The sequence below is a fragment of the Paenibacillus sp. J22R56 genome, from assembly GCF_056269375.1.
In genome coordinates, this window is sequence record NZ_JBWDNV010000008.1 from 77,255 (window position 1) to 97,203 (window position 19,949).

Below are 19,949 nucleotides of genomic sequence, written 5' to 3' on the forward strand. Positions count from 1 at the left end.
AACAAGGGATATGAACCTGCGGTCAGTCGATACTGCCGCTGAGGTTAAATATACGTTACACAAACCAACGGCACCCGATTCTCGGGTGCCGTTATCCATGTCTATGTCCTTTTCCCCATTGATTTTACAAACTCCCTCATACTGAAATACACACATACCAGCAGGAAGCAGACGAATAAAATGGCACTGATCAGACCGTAATAACCATGCTGATTGCCAACCGTAGCACCAGCAACAATAACCGCTGCTCCCCCGGCCAGCATCAGCCATACCCCGATCCCCGAGCCGTTTACTTTGAGGTCAGCTGGCTGACTTTTTCTCTTCCTAATCCCTAGACCAATAAATAAGCCCGCAAGGAATATAAACTGAACACAAATCGAGATTGGCGTGATGCCAAACGCGTAAAACTGTGAAACTTCATCCGTGTTATTGAACGTTATTGATGCCAGGATGGTAACCACAATCGCTATCGGCAGATTAATAAAGTCGAACTTTTTTTGTTTCGTATAAGAAGCAATCCCCGTCAAAATAGCGATATACAATGCAGCAAATTTAATGAGGAGGATCGGAACATACAGACTGATTAAAAATAAATCTATTCTATCCAAAAAGTCTGTCACATGAATCTGCTGAACGAGAATCCATCCAATATAGATGAGCCGTGTAGAAAGGATCGGACTGATAACGCTGACAACACAGAATAACCAGATGATAAGCATAAACGCGGAGTAGATAACACCTGTCTTCATCGCCATATAAATATCACGTGGCTTTCTCACATGGTGAAGAAAAGCACCAAACACAATAAGATCCGTAAATGAGCCAATTGCTAAAAACCCTCCCTTTAACGGTTGAATAACACCATTACTAAGGGATGGCTGAAGCTTATTCAAATCAATTTCATTAAGCAGAAATATGGGAGTCAGCGTGTAGAACCCTATGAATAAGGTTATAAACACCACATTCGTCCTGAACAAATGCTCCATGGAACCTCCTGCATAATAGGCTAGCAGCAGCATCGTCATCAGCAGGATGTAAATCTGCGGCGTTCGCAGCAAGATGGAGGAACTGAAGAAGTCACTATAGATGCGAAGCTGTGTGATCAAGTCTATAGATAAATAGGCAATCAAAACCCCGTTCATCAATCCTCCAAACCATTTACCCAAGGATTGCTGCATGATTTCATACATGTTTTTCTCCGGACTAAGACGCACCATTCTCCACATGATATAAGCCATTCCGATCCCATATGGGATCGAAAACAAATAGGCATACCATGCATCCTGTTGGGCTGCCATCGTTAACGCTGTTGGCATGGTAATCATATTAGAAGCAATAAGCAATGATGCGACGAGCAGCGACATCTGCAGTGTGGTTACTTTCATACGATCTTGCATATTAGCTCCCCTATTCTTTCATCAAATCGTACATACCCATCACCATATTCCGCATGACGGACACACTCATGATGGAGTAAGCTTTATGTTTGATGCAGATGATGATCAATATAACAATCAAGCCAACGATGGTGAAAAACATCATCTTGCTGGATGTATTCTTCATGTTTTTCCATTTAACAGCAGCAGTGCCGATCAAGAGAACGATCACTAATACGATAAATCCGATATCCATCCTATTGATCCTTCCTTCCCAGGTTTTCACTGGTCATGCCTAGTCGGAACAAATTCGCTGTCGCTGTCACTTCAAATTCGATCTCTCTGAAAATCGTCGCCCATTCTTTACGATATTCATTTGTCCACAACTGAGGGTAAGCTCGGTACGCATACAGTCCAAACCCTATAGCATCACTATTGGTACGCTGCATGTCCGCAATAGCGAGCTTTATATTATCAACCACCCGTTGCTGAACCATTTGCTCAATCTGCCTGCGCTGCTTGTAATCGTCGTAGTTCCGATCTAAATTACGATCCTCATTAATACTTGCCTTTACCATCGAATGAATTCGGAAAGCCAACTTCCCATTCTTGATAACAGGTTTAATTCTCGCATCAGCCTGATTGATTGCTACTGTAAGGTAATTACCTTCATCATTAAACGTCTCGTCATATTTGCGGAATTGGCGATTCAGAAGTCTTAGCCCGATAGCTGCATTACCTTTAACGATACCTTTCATCTTTCCGTCATGGGTTAAGACAAAACCCTCGATCATCACGTCTTCCGCTTCCTGACCTTTGATTTTCGTCTTCACTTTCTCCACATAAGGGAAAAAGGCATCCTCGCCAATAGCAATAATTTTGCTAATGACATCTTTTAATGAAACTCGGACACTTGCTTCCGATTGAAGAAGCTCCCTCATGGATTCCGCTGAAAAACGCTCAAGACGGGTATCCGCATTAAGAACATCTACCGCTTTCCCTTGGGATATCGCGATAAAAGCAGTTAATCGGTTCTCCGGCATGCGCGTAACCGCATCGATAATCGTAGAGACCCCTTCACTCCTTGCCAGATCTTCACCTACGATAATTACCCGACGATGCCCAAAGAATAAATGCCTTGGCAAACGGTACTGAAGTTTCGATACGGCTTCCCGTATCGTTTTGCCCGTTTCTGTCTTGATCGCAAACGGCTTCTGCCCTCCAGAGCCTCCGCCGCCTCCGGAGCCGGTGCCTCCCATATTCCCGGGCAGCGGAATGAGCACACTAATCCGGATGTTGTCTCCTTCTTTATCAATAGCGCTGGCAAGTACAAATGCCACGTCATTAATCTCACGCCGATCCCAACAGCCCGACAGCAGGAGGAGCATGCCTAGAAGGGCAATACCTATTAAAGACTTGCGCAATATTCTGATTATCTTCATAGATTAGACTCTCCTCCTCTTCTGTTATTGCTGTGGATCTTGGCGTCTGATATTATCTGACCCCAAATATTTCGGCCGTTTTCTCATCTTCCACCATGGAGCACGTACTAGAACATCTTTTAAATCTGAAACATCTACCGGTGTTACTGGAGCAAGATAAGGAACTCCAAATGTTGTAAGCTTCGCCAAATGACCAACTATAACCATGACGCCAATCATAATGCCAAGCAGACCAAAAACAGAGGCAAGCAGCATGATTGGGAAACGCAGCATTCGAATAGAGATGGCCGCATTATAACGGGGAAGGGTAAAGGAAGCGATCCCCGTCATCGATACAACAATAACCATCGCAGCTGACACAATCCCCGCCTGTACCGCGGCTTGACCAACAACCAGCGCTCCCAAAATACTAACTGCTTGACCGACAGTTCGAGGGAGCCGGACGCCCGCTTCCCGTAGGGCTTCGAAGGCAATCTCCATAATGAGTGCCTCTACCACGGCTGGGAAGGGGATCGCTTCACGTGATGCTGCAATACTAAGCAATAGGTTCGTTGGAATCATCTCTGGATGAAAAGTCGAAACCGCGATATATAATGCTGGGGACAGTAAGGCAATAAACAAGCTTGCCATTCTGAGCCACCTCAATAAAGTGGAGACCATGAACCGCTCATAGTAATCCTCACTGGCCTGCAGCCACTGCCAAAAGCCAAAAGGAGCGATTAAGGCAAACGGTGTTCCATCGACCATTATCGCAACTCGTCCCTCTAGTAGACCCGCTGCAACCGTATCAGGTCTTTCTGTTGTCTGTACTTGTGGGAAAGGTGAGTAGCCTTGATCCTGGATAAATTCTTCAATATATCCGCTTTCCAGCACACCGTCGATCTGAATCCTGCTTAAACGCTTCTCCGCTTCTTCGACTAATTTCGGATTCACAATTCCGGCCATATAAGCAAGAATGATGTTGGTATTGGTCTCTGTCCCAATTACAAAAGATTTCATCTTTAGCCGGGGAGACTTGATTTTACTGCGTACTAATGACGTATTTGTCCGAAGATGCTCATTAAAGCCTTCCCGCGGACCACGAACAACCGTCTCTGTCTCCGGCTCAGCAACACTGCGGCGTATACCGCCACGCAATCCTAGGCAAACCGCATTATCCTGTCCGTCTACGAATAGAATGCTGTCGCCTGATAAAAGGTTGGTTAAAAGCTCCTTATAAAACTGGATCTTGGAGGCTTGGGTAACCGGAAGTGTCTGCTCGGTAATCCGGTCAATGGTAAAAGCGTCACCTTCAAATATCATAAGCGCCTGCAATGCAGCATCAACGGCACTCGTCGTTACCATACCATCAACGTAACACAGCATCGCTTTGGGGCCATTTTCGATATCAAATTTACGGAGGACGATATCCGAGCTGTCCTTAAATAGCTCTTCCATGATTTTATTGTTTTCTTCGATGGTTGATCGGATAGGTACGTCCTTGAATTGATCAATGGCGTGATGATCCAATTGGCCCTCTGGCATACTTCTGGCTTTCGGTTTCGTCGGCACTATTGTCACCACCGTTCATTATTACAGGTTATCATTTCCTAATTCGCCTAAATTATGAGGAGCGTTCTCTTCTGCATGATTCGCCGCTCAAAGCGCCAACCTATAGCTTAGGAAGGGAGGTTGTAATCATGACATCGCCAAAAAACCGCAGAGAAAACGCATGGAAGCAACGCAAGCATACGCAGCATCCGACACATGGAAAAGTGAAATCATTCGAGGAATTAAGTAAGGAAGTTGGCCGAAATAATCCTAATAATGTAGAGATTTATTAATGCTTTGTGATTAAGCTGGGCAGCCGCTGCGCGGGCATAACGTCCTTCCGATCGCTGTTGCCCCCGAATTTCTTCGAATTATCCGCTTAGCGGATGAATTCAGGGGCAAAGGCGAACGCTAAAAGCTTTCTGAAAGAAAGCTACTTCGGAAGCATACGCTCCGTTTCTCCAGTACGTTATGCCCGCTCCGCTCCCTCACCAACCTATCACTTACTCGTGTAAGGTCGATATCGGCCTTACACGAACAAAACCATTCAAAAATACCTCAAGAACATAAACCATTTAAAACAGATAAGCCGAAAACAACCTCTATCACGATTAGCGATACCAACTATTTTATTTGAATGCTGAAATACTCATCACTCGATTAGATTCTGCTGTACTAAAAAAGCAATAGCGGTGCAGGAGTTATTCCTACACCGCTATTGCTTTGATTATTTATCCTTCAGGCTTTATAGAAACGGAGCATTTCGAATGATTCTGTAGAAGCGTAGCTTATGCTTACGAAGTAGCTTTCTTACAGAAAGCTTTTAAGCGTTCGCTTTTGCTTGAGGATTCCAACCTTTTCTCGTTATTCAGGGAATCCTCAAGCAATGGCGATCGGAAGAACATTCGAATGCGCAGATTGCGTATAATGCCCGACTATTCCTTTACACTACCCAATTGCATACCAACAACGAAGTACTTTTGAAGGAACGGATACACGACCAGGATGGGTACGGACGCTACAATCGTGATTGCAGCGCGAATGGAGAGTGGTGTAACCATCGCTTTTGCCGCGTTCGGGTCGGCACCGTTCTGGAGAGCCGGGTTGCTGTTCGAGTTCATCGACGAAGAGAGAAGCTTCATGAGCTCGTACTGGAGTGTGCTGAGCTCCTGCTTCGAAGAAGTGAACAAGAAGGTATCAAACCAAGAGTTCCATTGTCCCACCGCTACGAACAAAGCCACGGTTGCAAGCACCGGCTGGCAAAGCGGAAGAATAACTTGCATGAAGATGCGGAAGTCGCCTGCGCCGTCAACTTTTGCCGATTCGATCAAGCTTTCCGACAACGTACCAATATAAGTACGGATAACGATCATATTAAATGCGCTGACAAGACCCGGCACAACGTACACCATGAAGGTATTCAGCATATGAAGATCCTTGATTAAGAAGTAGTACGGGATTAGACCAGCATTAAAGTACATCGTCATAACGATAATAATCGTAATCACCTTACGGAAGGCATATTCCTTCCGGCTGACGGTATATGCCAGCATCGTTGTCAGGAACAAGCTGAGCAGCGTTGCTATTATCGTACGGGCAACCGAAATATAGAAAGCATTAAACACTGTCCCTGTTATAAATACCGCTTTGTAGTTCTGGAGAGTCCATATCCTCGGCCAAACATAAATACCGCCTCGAATCGTATCAAGCCCCGCATTAAAGGATACGGCGAGCGTATTCAAGAAGGGATAGAGTGTGACTACGGCCAGCGCAATCATAATAATCGTGTTGACCGTACCGAATATCGCTGGCTCAAGCTGGACTGTTTTTTTTCTCATCGTTATCCCCCTTTTCTAAAAAGAATTATCATGCAAACAGCCTAGATTAGGCTGTATATGATGATTCTTGCATCGTAAGCGTAATCTCATCAAATAAGTCTCTCTTCGCCGAATCGCTTCGCTATGGTGTTCGCCGCGAAGATTAAGGTAATACTGACAGCCGTCTTGAATATACCTGCCGCTGTTGCCAGTGAATAGTTACTCTGCTTGAGGCCATATTTCAGAACGAAAATATCAATCGTCTCTGACCAGTCGACAACAACGCCGTTGCCAAGTAAATATTGCACCTCAAAGCCGGCTTCGAGAATCCAGCCCAAGTTCATAATGAGCAAAATAATAACGATAGACTTGATGCCCGGCAGCGTTATATACCACATCTTATGGTAACGGTTAGCACCGTCGATCTCCGCTGCCTCATACAGCGATGGATCAATGGACGTAATCGCCGCCAAATAGATGATTGCATTCCAACCAACTTCTTTCCAGACATGCGAGGCGCCAACGATCCCCCAGAAATATTTAGGCTCGCTAAGCCATAGGATCGGCTCATTAATGAAGCCAAGCTTCATGAGCAGAACGTTTACGATACCGCCATCAACGGAAAGGGAACTCGCAACAATCCCCGTAACGATAATCCAAGATAGAAAATGCGGTAAATACGAGATTGTCTGAATTGAACGTTTGAACAGCTTGTGCTTCACTTCGTTTAACAGAATCGCGAAAATAATTGCCGTTACAAACCCCAGCACCATATTAATAGCACTCATGCCAATCGTATTGCGAAGTACGCGCAGGAATCCGTCATCCGTAAACAAGAACTTGAACTGCTTTAATCCTACCCATTCCTGCTGAGCAAATGATTTAGCCGGTTTATAATTCTGAAAGGCCATCGTCCAGCCCCATATCGGGTAATACGAGAAGAGCATGACATAAAGGACAACGGGCAGCGACATCCACATAAGCTGACCCTGGTTTCTGAAAAACCGGTATTTACGAGTTTTCCTCGGCTGGGCAGCAGCCGTCTGCGCTAATGTATCAACGAGTTTTGCCATCTCTCTTCCTCCGCTCCATAGGTAAAGCGGAAGGCATGAGGCAGTCTGCTTCATACCTTCCGCTTTCTGCTGCTTGCTTCTTAATTAGTCGACCAGTTTTGAATACGCCATTGAATCTGCTCGTTGATGCGGTCTTCGTATGCTTTTACATTGATTTTCTTATACTCATCCACATAGTCCTGCCATACTTTATCGAATTGATCTGGTTTGGACATGATCGCTCTAGGCAGGAATTTGAGTGAAGCATCCGTCATTTTCTTGTTAGCGATCGAAGCATCCGAACCATCAATCAGGTCGATCTGCCAAGCCGGGTAGTAGATCGGATTATCTGGTGGTGAGGAGAAGAACTCCGTCCATGTTTTATGGCCGTACGCACTAAGTACCTCTTTGTCGACATCTTTCAAGCTGTCATAGAACTCTTGTGGGTCGCCGCCTGGTGTTGTTGCATTGCCGTCGCTCAAAGTGCCTTCGAGTTTTGGAAGGTAAGTGAAGATCCCGTTGCCAAGGTTAGCAAGCTTCCAAGCCGGGTCGTCATATTGAGTACGTTGCTCAGGGGTACGTGTAAATTTACCGTCTGCGCCAACGGAGTAGTCAACGCCTTCTTCGCCCCAAGTGAACATTTTTTGATACTTCTCATCCATTAGTGCTTCGAGTGCTTGAATAATGCGAGTAGGATCCTTTGCATCGACGGAAATACCAAAGCCGTTGTTCAAGTTGATTGGTGCACGGTCGCGGTAGTAGTCTTTTGTGCTTGTATCATAGACAAGCGGTAAGCCTACATATGTGCGTTCCGATTTGTTTTGTGTATTGAGGGAATCCTCCGCTGTCTGGAAATTCCAGTGCTGATCGAACATACCGAGTACACGGCCGGTTGTCAGCTTAGCGAGGTATTGGTCATAGTTTTGCGTGAAAGCTTCTTTATCCATCAAACCTTCGTTGTACAGATTGTTCAGTTCTTTATAATACGTTTTCGAAATGTCTTTATCTGCGAAGACGCTTGCAACACCGTTGTCGACTACAACGCCGCCATCATTTGGATGTCCAGTCAAATGCTCTGGTGCATTCAGAAGGCCAAATGTCCGCCAGTCGGATGCAAGTGTCGAGAAGCCGATTGTTGGCTGTCCATCGATTTCAGGATATTTCGCTGCATAATCACGAATCAGTTTCATGTATTCATCCAGCGTTTGCAGTTTTGGATAACCAAATTCCTTCAAAACCGCTTTTTGAATATAGAAGGCTGGACCGCTGTACCAGGTTTCATTCACTTCACCTTGGAAGGCACCATAGTTTGGCAGCCAGTAAATATGTCCGTCAGACGGATCTTTCATTTGATTCCAGTATTTCGCGTAGTGCTCTTTCAGCTTTGGAGCATATTGTTCAATAAGATCTTCAAGCGGAATGACCGCGCCCGAAGTTACGAGTTTCGGATTAGCTGTGATCAGGTCAGGGTAGTCGCCACCGGCAATCATAACGCCTAGCTTTTGCTCCAGATCGCCAACCAGGAATTCCTGCTTAAACGTAATGCCTAGTTCATCTTTAATCATTTTGAACAGCTTGTTGTCAGGTGTAGGTGCTTGACCAGGAGCACCTATGAATGCTGAAATCTCAATTGGTTTCAGTGCTTCGTCCGTCGCCACCGGGCTGCTTGTATTATTAGTTGCTGCATTAGATGGTGCTGTCGAAGCATTATTGCTGTTATTCCCACCGTTATTCCCATTACTGCAGGCCGTTGCGGTTAAGGTTAATGCGAGAGCGATTGCCATGGATGTCAATAATGGTTTATTTACTTTAACCCCCATTTGCTTTTCCTCCTATGAGTTGTGATCTTTGCTTCTTCATTATGAAGCAGTTGTATGCGTTTACATCATAATCAGAGTTAAGCATTATCCCCCTACGATTTAAGGTCCATTATTGTTTTTTTGTACTCAGCAAGCTTCATCCCGTATTTCTTCTCAAACTGCTTCAAGAAATGCTGATAGCTGCAATAGCCTAATCGCTCTGCAAGAGCCGCCCCGGACATCTCTTGTGTATGCAGCTGTTCCTTCGCTTCCTCCATCCGTAGACCATGAATAAACTCATGAATGCTGAAGCCGTATTTCCTCGTGAAGGCCTGACCCAAATAGACCGGATTCATGAAAAAGATTTCCGCGATTTCCTTCACCGTAATCGATTGACGGTAATGCTGACGCAAATAGTCCTCCACCTTGGCTATCGTTCCGCCATGCTGCCTGTTGCGAAGTATAGACAGCTCCTCCCTGCACATTAGACAAAAGGACAGCAAGAACGCATGCAGCTTGAGTAAAGAATGCTCATACGCGCCAACAAGCGGAGAGCCCGTACGCTCAATAAGCTGATCAGCATCACCGCCAAGCTCTTTGTAGATCCCGGAGCATTGCACCATAATATGAGTCGAAAAAGCCGAAATTAGAGCCGGCATCGTCATTTGATTTGTAAAATCATCAAAAACTCGCTGCAGCCGCTTTACTATCTGCTGTTCATCATTGGTTTCCACTGCTTCAACAATAACTTCTGCCGCTTCCCATAGATGCGAATCATAGCCAAAAGCCAACTCTTTAATCTCATCGTAAAAGACGGGCTGCTGCCTCCGGTCAAAAAATAAATACATACTGGCCTCCATCGTATGACGGAACGAGGTGCTTAATCCGGCCGGATCCTTCACCGGGCTTCCGACAGCTATACTAAGCCTTCCTCCGATTTTGCCCTGTATCTGCTGGTACAAGAATGCCGCCGCTTCCCGTAATGCCTGTCTGCTGTCATCTTGAAGTGCACATACCAAACCAAAGGAAGCAAGATCCTGCTCCGTCATATAACCGGTCATTCCGCCCTCTTCATCAAGCCCTTCAATCGCTTCAATAGCAGAATCAAGCTCATCTTCTTCTGTCTCCACACGCAGATAGACCCAGCCTCCCACTCCCCTTTTGATCCGTTCCAACGCAGCTTGTTCGGCCTCGGACAATTCCTCACCCCGGATAAGGGCAGATAGTGCTCGGCGCTGCGCATAACGTTCGGTATATAGCAGCGTACGCCGCTTACGCGACTCTTCCTCCATCGTTTTACTTAGGCTCTCAAGCACTTCATCGGCCTCTTCACTCATAATTGGCTTGGTCAAATAATGAGAAACGCCAAGCTGAAGCGCTTTTCTTGCATATTCAAAATCACTGTAGCCGCTCATCACAACAAATTTGGTCTGTTTATTTCCTTCTAATCTCATCTGTGCAATTAGCTCCAAACCATCCATCGAAGGCATTCGAATATCCGTCACAACCAGATCAGGCTTCGACTCACGGATCAACTGCGCCGCTTCTTCGCCATCTCCACAGACGGACTCTACTTCAAATCCATTCTTCTTCCAGTCAATTAATAGTTGAAGCCCTTCAATGGCAAGTGGTTCATCATCAACAAGCAGAACACGGTACATACTGCTCCCCCTTTCGTTTACGAGGCGGCCCCTGGCTTCGCCTGTGCTTGCTCAAGCTGTTGAAGCGGAATCTGGTAACTAACGGACAGCCCGCCTTCCGGGCCATTCAACATCCGAAACTGTACGCATTCATGGTAAAAGAGCTCAAGTCTCCGATACACATTACGTATACCGACATGCCCTTCCATCGCATGCTCAGAACGAACCGCCTGCTGCATTCTTTCCAGCTCCTCTTGCTCCATGCCAATTCCGTTATCCGTTACCGAGACCGTAAGCCCGCGTTCGGAAAGACGGGCTTCAATACGTACAATACCTCCGCCTTTTATCGCTTGCAGACCATGCTTACAGGCATTCTCAGCGAGAGGCTGAATGCTCATGATCGGTACACGCATTTCCATCGCAAGAGGATCTACGTCTACGACATAATCGAACCGGTCGCCAAACCGGAATTTCTCGATCTGCAAATACATAAGCGTAAATTGCAGCTCTTCCTTCAGCATTACAAGATCATCCGCCCGTCTGAGCAGTCTTCTCAAGAGAAGCGACAAGCTCTTTATAATCTCAGTAACATCCTTATAGCCGTTCTTTGTCGCAACAACCAGTAAGGCATTAAGCGTGTTAAACAGAAAATGCGGATTCATCTGGCTCTGGAGCATGTTCATCTCCATCCGCACCCGCTCAACCTCCAGGCTTTTCTGATGAATTTCAAGCTTATACACATCATTAATTAAGGTATTAATCTTCATGGTCATGAGGTTGTAGGCGTTAATTAATCCACCAATCTCGTCTTTCCCTTCCGGCAGCGTGATCTGATCGAAGCGCTCGTTGCGCAAACGATCCATATGACGCGCGAGCTTCTTGATCCGGTAATGGTAAGAACGGAGCATGACGAAAATCAGGAGTGACGGGATCAAGGTACTAATAACCGCCAGCCAAAGGATCGATCGTCTTGCTTCATCCAGCAGACTTGTAATGCGGTCATTATTTGCCCGTCCGACGAGCTTCCAACCCTGCACATAACTAACCGTACCGAGGTTCGACACCAATACATCGTTTGAGCCCCAATCAGAAGCATCTGCTTCATACACTTCCTTGTTGCGATCACCAGTTTCAGCTACAACCTGGTTCTGTTCGTTCACAAGCTCGAGATGCAGAGATTCGCTTTCTCTTGTCAGAATGTCATAAATTTTGTCCACGTTCAGATCGACTCTTAGAAATTTACGGTACTCCGGTCTAACCACACTAAAGCCTTGATCCATATCGCTGATGATGCTGATTTTTTTGGAGAAGCCTGTTGCGCCCGATGTTTCGGTATAAGCCATCACACGGAAGGCATGACCCGGCTGCTTGAGCATCGGTTCAAGCCAAGTGCTCTTCTCCACAGCCTGGTTAATGACAAAATAGTTACTCCCGGTCTGAATGGAGAGATTATACGTATAAATTCGGATTTCGAGTATATTCGGATAGACCGGCATGTAACGCTTCAGCTTATTTCGCAGCACACTGTCATAGCTGTCATAGGAGGAAACAGGGCTGTCGTATGTTTTATCCAATACCTCATTTAGTGAATCATCACCTTCGATCGAATGACTGACCGCCACGCTTTCGTCAATCATGCTGTGAAGTTCTGCAGCCGCACGGTCGATCGATTTGCGTAAGTTCTCTTGTTCACGTATCCGTATATCATTGGAGTTCTGTTGGTAGAAAAACACGTTGATCGTAATAATCGGGATGAGGACACAAAACACGTAGATCATCAGAAACTTCTGATTCAGGGGAATATCATTAATTTTATTAGTAAACAGCCGGTTCATCATCGCGCCAGTCACCTTTTTGATTCGATTTGTAAGCCGAAGGCGATACTTTCGTAAGTGATTTAAAGACAGAGCCGAAGTATTCCGTACTGTGATAGCCTAGCTCACTAGCAATGACCGATACCTTCAAGTCGGTCCGAAGCAAAAGCTTCTTCGCTTCCTTAATCCGCTGGAGATGAACATAATCATTAAAACAGTAGCCGGTAAGCCGCTTGAATTGCTGGCCCAAGTATACCGGATTCAAACGAAATTGCTCCGCCAACTCCTTCAACTGCAATTTATTGCGGAAATGAGTGGTGACAAATGTGACTGCTTCCTGCAGGCGCCCCTCCGGTCGCTTACTGTTCAAATCTTCAATCTGTTCGGCTGCTTGCAGGCAAGCCTTTGCAATTCGTTCACTTAGAGGGGTAACGTCTCCTGCTTGCTGCATGTCATTCCTGCCATACTTGAGCATAAGCCACTCCGGTGGCTGATCAGTGTTGCCGCCTGCTTTGTGATAAGCACGAAGTAATCCACCCTGCAGATAAGACAGGCTTGCAGCCAGACTTCCTGCCGGTTCAACCGCGCCGATAATAAAGACTGCCAACGATTCCGCCGTACCTCGAATCGCAGCCTCATCATTTTGCTCAACCGCGCTTAGCAGTACCGCCGTCCTGCTAGCCGCATCCCCCCAGCGCCAATGTCCTTGTTCGTACAGCCCATCATACCAATAAACACCAAGCTGTCCCTTATACATGCTTCGGCTTCGAAGCTCCAGCAATTGCTTATTCAGCTGTGACAGATGACGCCATCCTTCTGTCCTGCTGCTGATATAAATTAGACATGAAGGCCATTCTCCTGCCAGCCTTGCGGCCATCATCCGAACAGCCGTATCCAGCTCTTGGCTTGAATGAGCTTCCCTCTGATTGGACCAGATCAGTAGAGTCACCAAGCCCGCGGCATCCTGAACACAACCGAAGCCTTCCGGCAAGATAGCTTCTACTTCTGCTTTGCTTGGCGAAGAAGCTCCGCCAGTTCGGTCCACCAGCAGCAGCCTTCCCGCCGCTTCAGCTGGACAATTCATCATCCGCAGCAGGGCTATCCGCGAGTCCTCATCATCCTGCAGCGTTCTTACAAATACGGCCGACAATGACTCAGCCTCACCGGCTAAATGGTCTGCCGCTTGACGCTCATCCAACGTTAGACGGAGGGTGTCCAGCAGTTCATGAATCTCTTCCTCAATTAGCGGCTTGAGCAAATATTGTTCAATCTGATGCCGAATCGCAAACTGTGCAGCATCAAAGCGGGAATATCCACTTACGATAACCGTTGTTGTATCTTTAAGCTCAGGGTTCTGCTTCATCTGCCGAATGAGCTCAAGTCCATCCATAACCGGCATCTGCAGATCGGTAAATACGAGATCGGGAACTTCATGCTCCATCACATCCAATGCTTCCCTGCCATCCGATACGGCCCAGCTTAGCTCGAAGCCATGAGCCTCCCAATTGACCATCGTCTTCCAGCCCTCCAGCATGAACGGTTCATCATCAACTACCAGCACTTTGTACATGGGAGCCCCACCTTTCAGACGTTAATCTTCATCTAAAACAAGTTTCACATAGGGGCAAACCATCAGCAATGTGACAGAACTAAGATTTATTGGATTATTCTACGACGAAATGTAAGCGTTTACGTAATTAAGCAGCTCAAAACCATAACAGCCCTGGAAGAAGAAAACTTCTTCCAGGGCTGTTAGACCTTCGGTTTAAGTGGATGATAACCGGTATTTAGCAGGGCTTACTCCCACCATCATTTTAAACAAACGACTGAAGTAAGCATGATCGGTATATCCCACCTGCTCGCTAACCTGATAGACTTTCATATTCGTCTCCCGCATCAGCCGACTAGCCTGGCGGATTCGAATACTTGTCAAATGATGAGTAAAGGTTGCACCCGTCTGCAAACTGAATTGTCCACTCAAATAATTAGGCGTCACACCAAGACGCTTGGCAAGTGTTGCAAGGGAAAGCTCTTTATTCCCATACTCGGTCTCGATCATCTGCATCGCGGAACGGATAATTCGGCTGACAAACTCATAACGAAGTATGGGTTCATCTGTTGCCTCGGTGTAGCCAAGCTGCCGAAGGCTGTTCTTATATAAGGAGCGAAGTTCCGATACGACAGCGGTAATGCCGCCAAAGCCAAGCCTAATCGGGAAACCAAGGCGCTCCTCGAATTCCCTCTTTTTCTTCAATACGATCTCTTCCATATTCGGAACGGTATGCTTCGAGGTAAGGACAGCGACATTCATAAAGGGTCCATCCTCTATAACGACGATGGTTCCAAGCTCCTTCATATTCTCCGTCAGCTGCTCCTTCATCCAGAAGCGATCGGTAGACTGCCAGAACGATTTCTCTTCAATCTGTAACGTGAATACCCCAGCCCAGCGAAAGGAAGGCAACGTCGCTTCGTCCAGCTGGACATCCCGCATAAAAGGTTCGGAAAATAAGGTCTGTACTTTCTTCTCCAGCGAGATCTGCTCGCGGTGACGTAATAAGGGAACAGAATATTCACCCTGCGGTCTTCCGCTTCGCCCTGGATGCGGCTGCGTTAAGCTTCTTGCCTCCATCGTTAAGATCAACAAGATTTGCATGATCTTCACCCGGATATCAATCCGTCTCACAATATCATTGCCGGGCTCAATAGAGCAGATCTCCATCAGTTCATTAATATGGGGCATCAGCTGCAGCACAATCGTTGAACCTGCTTCGAACAGGTGCTGCTCAATCCGGCCGAGCAGGTAATACAAATCTGGATCATCTACATCAAGATGCAGTGCGAAATAGGACATTGGCTCATCCGCCGCGTTGCGGCTGTAATGCACCTCATCAGGACGAATGAGCAGTAAATCTCCTGCCTGCTGCACATATTCAACACCGGAAACCGTCGTTAGCTGGCGCCCATGCAGCACCAAATTCAGCTCCAATAGCGGATGCTGATGCTCGAAATAGGACCAGCCCTTGTCTACTGTCCGCCAATGCGTACCCACCAGCTGGAACGCTAAACGGAAGTTTTCAAGAGCCATTTCACCTTTCACTTCAGGTATTGCCCCGTCCCGATTCGATTGCCAAGTCACGCGATTCGCCCCCGCTTCCATCGCTTCGCTTTTAGATGGATTATATCATAGCACGGGTAAAATAGGACGAATGCACGATGGACAGCTACTGATCCGGACAGCCGCTGACCAGATGGCCGGACCGGTTGATTTTGGTCTGCAAATATTTCTCGTTATATTCAGACACATCACCCCACAGCGGGATTCGGTCCTCCACATCAAGCCCCGCAGAACGGAGTGCCTCAAGCTTTTTCGGATTGTTCGTAATCAGGGTCACCGGCTTATTCTTTGGCCGCAAGGCACGCAGCACGCGGATCGCATCACTGTAGTTGCGTGAGTCATCAACAAAGCCCAAATTCAAGTTTGCCTCTACCGTATCGTAGCCCTGTTCCTGCAGTAAATAAGCCATCGCTTTGCTGAATAGGCCAATGCCGCGGCCTTCATGATTAGCCAGATAGAATAACGCTCCCGAGCCATGCGATACGATCATCTTCATCGACTGATGCAGCTGATAGCCACAGTCGCAGCGCTTGCTGCCGAAGATATCACCGGTATGGCAGATGCTATGCATCCGGATAAAGGCCTCTTCCGCATGCTCGAAATCGCCATAGACAAGTACGCTGGACTGCTGCATTTCCGCGAGATTAGCGCCTGACAACTTGTGAATAATATCTTCCAGCTTATCCGTCTCTTCCTTGCACAGCAGCCAGCAGTACCAATGGAAAATGACCGTTTCCTCATCAAGATTTACCGGCAGCTTGATCGGACCAACCAAATAAATTTCGCCGTCCTCACTCTCCACATGCCGAATTTTGCCTTCAAGGATCGAGATTATCTTATCGTTCATGATTCACAAACCATCCCTTCACTTCCATTATTGACCTAGGTTGCTCAAGGGTGACTGCTGCTATGCTTATTCCCCAACTTTTAAAGTGAAGGAAACGATGAAGTTATCGCCATGCCGTTGGAATTGGCCCCATACTTTATAGAGACCCGGTGCAGGAAAACTTGTTTCAAATGCTGCCACCGGTCCAGCTGACTGCCCTTCCTTCGGATGAACATGTAAGTACTGCTTGAGGTCAGAGCTTATAATGACGACATGCCCGGCCGCACCAAGATAAGGCTCCATATCCTGTACGGGCTTGCCGGTAACCGCGTCCTTGAATGAGAACGTTAATGATGTTCCTTGTCCTGCACGGAGCGCATCGGTTTGCAAAGTCACCTGCGTTCCCGCTATCGTCTTAACCAATTGTTTGTCAGGTTCCAGCCGCTGTGCAGCAGCCGTCTTACCTCCTACCACAACTTCGGTCTGAGCGACCTGATGCTCGCCACCCTCTAGGATAAAATCAGCAAACAGCTTGTACGTTCCGCTTTTCGGGAATAAAGCCTCAACCATAAAATGACCTGATCCTTCATCCGCCGGATGAAGATGCTGAAACTCACTTAAATCGCTGCTGACAGCAATTAAATGGATCTCCTTCTCATGGTTAAGCGCAAAGCTTTGAACGGGCTGACCATTTCCATCCGCAATAGCAAGTTCAATAAGGGTACTCTCTCCAGCAACTGGCTGCTTCGGCGAGAAGCTCCACTCCACAGCAGTTGCTTGCTTCTGGCCATCTTCATTAGCTTGATTGTGATGTTCTGTATGGTGGTGATGGGATTCGGTCTCTCTATCTGTTGATCGATTGCTGACTTGACCAAAACTTGTTAAAGCTGAGGCATCAGCCTTAGAAGCAGAAGCCGCCCAGCCTGTGTTACCCGTTGTATAGCCAGCGGATAAGAGAACCGCCATAAGTCCTATATGTAATGTGCGATGCCGATTTTTTCGATGTCGTTTCTGTTGCATGTATTTCATTCGCTCCTTCCATCGTCCCTATCAATATACCCACAGCCGGTATTTGATAATCAGCAAAGAAGCCTCCAAACTCGCTTTAATCAGCGGTTTGGAGGCTTCTTAAGAGGTGCTGTTAGACGCTTTCGGAGCTTAAACTACATCGTAGCCTTGTTCTTCAATAGCACCTTTGATCGCTTCAAGGGTTACTTTCTTATCGTCATACTGAACAGTTACTTTGCCCGCTGCCAGATCAACTGAACCACTTGCTCCTGCTCCGGTAACTGCCTTCTCAACTGCACTCACACAGTGTCCACACGACATACCTTCTACCTTCAATGTAACGTTTGCCATAACTTAGATCCCTCCTGATCTTATTTCATTAATTTATTTACTGTCACAAGCAGCTCGTCGATTACTTCACTTTCTCCCGCCTGAATGCGTTCCATCACGCAGCTTTTCAGATGACCTTCCAGCAGAAGCTTCCCAACACTATTGAGTGCCGACTGCGCCGCAGCAATCTGATTAAGCACATCATCACAATACGTATCCTTCTCAATCATCGCCTTTACACCACGAATCTGACCTTCGATTCGATTCAGGCGAGATACAAGATTAGATTTCATTTTATCGGAGTGATGGCTCTTCCGTTCTTGCTCCGGCTGTTCTTGATGGCAATGCTCGGTCTTCTCTTGTTCAATCATCGTAAATACCTCCAGGGGGTATGCCTTAGATCTATCATATCATACCCCCTAGGGGTATGCAATCCGCGATTTTAGCATAAGAATAAATGAAGATTAATACACAGCAAACAAATCCAAAGTAAAGTGGAATTAATTCAATTTTATGATGGTGATGGGAGAGGGAGAACGACTATGACGACATTAATGAATTATGCTCATCGAGGCGCTTCCGGCAACTATCCGGAGAATACAATGATCGCATTCGAGCGGGGGATCGCGCTTGGCGCAACGGGGATTGAGACAGATGTCCAGATGACAAAGGACGGTAAACTTGTGCTCATTCATGATGAGAAGCTGAAGCGGACGACGGGTGTGAACGCGCTTGTCGCTGACGTCCAGTCCGAGGAGCTGCTGCGTCTGGATGCCGGAAGCTGGTTCTCTCCTGCATTCAAGGACGAACGGATTCCAACGCTCGAGCAGCTTCTTACCCTGGCGAAGCGGACTCAAACCTTCGTCAATATTGAGTTAAAAAACGGTATCGTGCAATACCCCGGTTTGGAGCAAAAAGTCATCGATACCGTACGTGCCTTCGGTATGACGGATCAGGTTATACTTTCCAGCTTCAATCACTACTCGCTGATCGAATGCAAACGGCTTGCGCCTGACATTCCAACTGGCATTTTGTATATGGAAGGCTTATACCGCCCGTGGAAATATGCTTTATCGATCGGGGCAGCCGCACTGCATGCCTCACATTACGCAGTACTGCCGGACTGGGTCGCAGAAGCTGCCCAGCAAGGGGTTATTTATAATGTATTTACAGTCAATGAACCGGCCGAGATGATTCGCCTGATACAAGCAGGAGTCGCAGGCATCATTACCGATTACCCGGACCGGCTCACTGCTGTCCTAAGCAAGCTTTAAGCCTCTTAGTGGATACTCTTTTTCGTAAAACCGCCGCCCTGTACGTCTGCCACATTCTCAATCGCGATAAACGCACTTGTATCAATGTCATGTACAATGGCTTTCAGCTTCGCAACTTCCAGACGGCTCACTACGCAATAGACCATTTGTGTCTCTTCGCGGGAATAACCGCCTCTTGCTTGGATATAAGTCGTACTCCGTCCAAGACGTGTCATAATGGTCTCGGCAATTTCTTCATAAGCGCTTGAAATAATCGTAACTGATTTCGATTCCTCAATACCTTCAACAACGATATCCATCACTTTGGTCGCCAAATAATACGTGACCATCGAATACATCGCGGAATTCCATTCAAACACAAATCCAGCGAGAATAAAGATAAATACGTTAACAATCATAATGATCTGCCCGACCGGCATACCAAATTTCTTGGATGCAAGAATCGCAACAATTTCCGTTCCGTCAAGCGAGCCGCCGAAGCGAATAGCAAGACCAACACCGGCACCAAGTATAATACCGCCAAATAGAACGGCAAGCAGCTTTTCTTCCGTAAAAGCATCTACATGGTGAAGCAGCTGAGTCGTAATTGACATAACGGCGATACCGTAAAGGGTAGAAAAGGCAAAGGTTTTGCCGATTTGTTTAAAGCCAATGAACAGGAATGGAATGTTCAAGAGGAATATGAATAGACCAAGGGGTAAGTGGGTCAATTCGGATACCATAATGGAAATACCGGTAATACCACCATCAATTACATCATTAGGTACGAGGAATAATTCCAGTGCTACACCCATTAATACAGAACCAATCGTGATAAAAATGACCCTTTTCAACATCTCTAACGCAGACAATTTTCTATGCTCTTTTGCCATCGTGACCTCCAGCCTTTTCTTTTAAGCCTAACACAATCCTAAGGTCATTTCAAA

Annotated in this window: 18 protein-coding genes; 2 read left to right on the plus strand and 16 right to left on the minus strand. The window is 46.7% G+C overall.

Annotation, left to right across the window (positions count from 1 at the left end; genetic code table 11):
* Positions 1-101: 101 nt before the first annotated feature.
* From AC0YNT_RS19425 to AC0YNT_RS19440, 4 genes are read right to left on the minus strand one after another with little or no spacing between them, the layout of a single operon-like run.
* Positions 102-1,397 (minus strand): GerAB/ArcD/ProY family transporter, encoded by a 1,296-nt coding sequence (locus AC0YNT_RS19425; RefSeq protein ID WP_475806119.1) that lies wholly within the window; start codon positions 1,395-1,397, stop codon positions 102-104.
* A gap of 10 nt (positions 1,398-1,407) precedes the next feature.
* Positions 1,408-1,632, minus strand: a complete 225-nt coding sequence (locus AC0YNT_RS19430; RefSeq protein WP_475806120.1) for a hypothetical protein — start codon at positions 1,630-1,632, stop codon at positions 1,408-1,410.
* A 1-nt stretch (position 1,633) separates the two neighbouring features.
* Entirely contained in the window at positions 1,634-2,818 is a 1,185-nt protein-coding gene (locus tag AC0YNT_RS19435; protein WP_475806121.1) for a Ger(x)C family spore germination protein, read from the minus strand.
* 24 nt (positions 2,819-2,842) lie between these two features.
* Positions 2,843-4,369, minus strand: coding sequence for a spore germination protein (locus AC0YNT_RS19440; RefSeq protein ID WP_475806122.1), 1,527 nt, complete (start codon positions 4,367-4,369; stop codon positions 2,843-2,845).
* Positions 4,370-4,497: 128 nt separating this feature from the next.
* On the opposite strand from AC0YNT_RS19440, the gene AC0YNT_RS19445 reads away from it, so the two are divergent.
* The gene (locus AC0YNT_RS19445; protein WP_167279207.1) at positions 4,498-4,641 is read left to right on the plus strand and encodes a DUF6254 family protein; all 144 of its coding nucleotides are present in this window, start codon (positions 4,498-4,500) and stop codon (positions 4,639-4,641) included.
* A 642-nt stretch (positions 4,642-5,283) separates the two neighbouring features.
* Here AC0YNT_RS19445 and AC0YNT_RS19450 read toward each other — a convergent pair.
* The 11 genes from AC0YNT_RS19450 to AC0YNT_RS19500 all read right to left on the minus strand — a co-directional run bounded on the left by AC0YNT_RS19450 (position 5,284) and on the right by AC0YNT_RS19500 (position 18,120).
* Positions 5,284-6,186 carry a carbohydrate ABC transporter permease gene (locus AC0YNT_RS19450; RefSeq protein WP_475806123.1) on the minus strand — a complete coding sequence of 301 codons (903 nt, stop codon included), beginning with the start codon at positions 6,184-6,186 and terminating at the stop codon, positions 5,284-5,286.
* Between the two features lie 89 nt (positions 6,187-6,275).
* Positions 6,276-7,145 (minus strand): ABC transporter permease, encoded by an 870-nt coding sequence (locus AC0YNT_RS19455; RefSeq protein WP_475806385.1) that lies wholly within the window; start codon positions 7,143-7,145, stop codon positions 6,276-6,278.
* A 173-nt stretch (positions 7,146-7,318) separates the two neighbouring features.
* On the minus strand, positions 7,319-9,037 hold the full coding sequence (locus AC0YNT_RS19460) for an ABC transporter substrate-binding protein (protein WP_475806124.1): 1,719 nt from the start codon (positions 9,035-9,037) through the stop codon (positions 7,319-7,321).
* A 92-nt stretch (positions 9,038-9,129) separates the two neighbouring features.
* Positions 9,130-10,677, minus strand: coding sequence for a response regulator transcription factor (locus AC0YNT_RS19465; protein ID WP_475806125.1), 1,548 nt, complete (start codon positions 10,675-10,677; stop codon positions 9,130-9,132).
* Positions 10,678-10,694: 17 nt separating this feature from the next.
* Positions 10,695-12,494, minus strand: coding sequence for a sensor histidine kinase (locus AC0YNT_RS19470; protein ID WP_475806126.1), 1,800 nt, complete (start codon positions 12,492-12,494; stop codon positions 10,695-10,697).
* Positions 12,472-14,040, minus strand: a complete 1,569-nt coding sequence (locus AC0YNT_RS19475; protein WP_475806127.1) for a response regulator — start codon at positions 14,038-14,040, stop codon at positions 12,472-12,474. Before AC0YNT_RS19475 ends, AC0YNT_RS19470 begins: the two co-directional genes overlap by 23 nt.
* A 195-nt stretch (positions 14,041-14,235) precedes the next feature.
* The gene (locus AC0YNT_RS19480; RefSeq protein ID WP_475806128.1) at positions 14,236-15,606 is read right to left on the minus strand and encodes an AraC family transcriptional regulator; all 1,371 of its coding nucleotides are present in this window, start codon (positions 15,604-15,606) and stop codon (positions 14,236-14,238) included.
* 85 nt (positions 15,607-15,691) lie between these two features.
* The gene (locus AC0YNT_RS19485; protein ID WP_441892010.1) at positions 15,692-16,432 is read right to left on the minus strand and encodes a GTP cyclohydrolase II; all 741 of its coding nucleotides are present in this window, start codon (positions 16,430-16,432) and stop codon (positions 15,692-15,694) included.
* A 66-nt stretch (positions 16,433-16,498) separates the two neighbouring features.
* Positions 16,499-17,431, minus strand: coding sequence for a hypothetical protein (locus AC0YNT_RS19490; RefSeq protein WP_475806129.1), 933 nt, complete (start codon positions 17,429-17,431; stop codon positions 16,499-16,501).
* Positions 17,432-17,569: 138 nt separating this feature from the next.
* Positions 17,570-17,770 carry a copper ion binding protein gene (locus tag AC0YNT_RS19495; RefSeq protein WP_167279202.1) on the minus strand — a complete coding sequence of 67 codons (201 nt, stop codon included), beginning with the start codon at positions 17,768-17,770 and terminating at the stop codon, positions 17,570-17,572.
* 20 nt (positions 17,771-17,790) lie between these two features.
* A complete protein-coding gene (locus AC0YNT_RS19500; protein ID WP_441892016.1) occupies positions 17,791-18,120 on the minus strand; it encodes a metal-sensitive transcriptional regulator in 330 nt (109 codons plus the stop codon).
* 171 nt (positions 18,121-18,291) lie between these two features.
* On the opposite strand from AC0YNT_RS19500, the gene AC0YNT_RS19505 reads away from it, so the two are divergent.
* On the plus strand, positions 18,292-19,023 hold the full coding sequence (locus tag AC0YNT_RS19505; protein ID WP_475806130.1) for a glycerophosphodiester phosphodiesterase: 732 nt from the start codon (positions 18,292-18,294) through the stop codon (positions 19,021-19,023).
* Between the two features lie 5 nt (positions 19,024-19,028).
* Here AC0YNT_RS19505 and AC0YNT_RS19510 read toward each other — a convergent pair whose 3' ends face one another.
* The gene (locus tag AC0YNT_RS19510) at positions 19,029-19,895 is read right to left on the minus strand and encodes a YitT family protein (RefSeq protein ID WP_167279199.1); all 867 of its coding nucleotides are present in this window, start codon (positions 19,893-19,895) and stop codon (positions 19,029-19,031) included.
* Positions 19,896-19,949 lie beyond the last annotated feature (54 nt).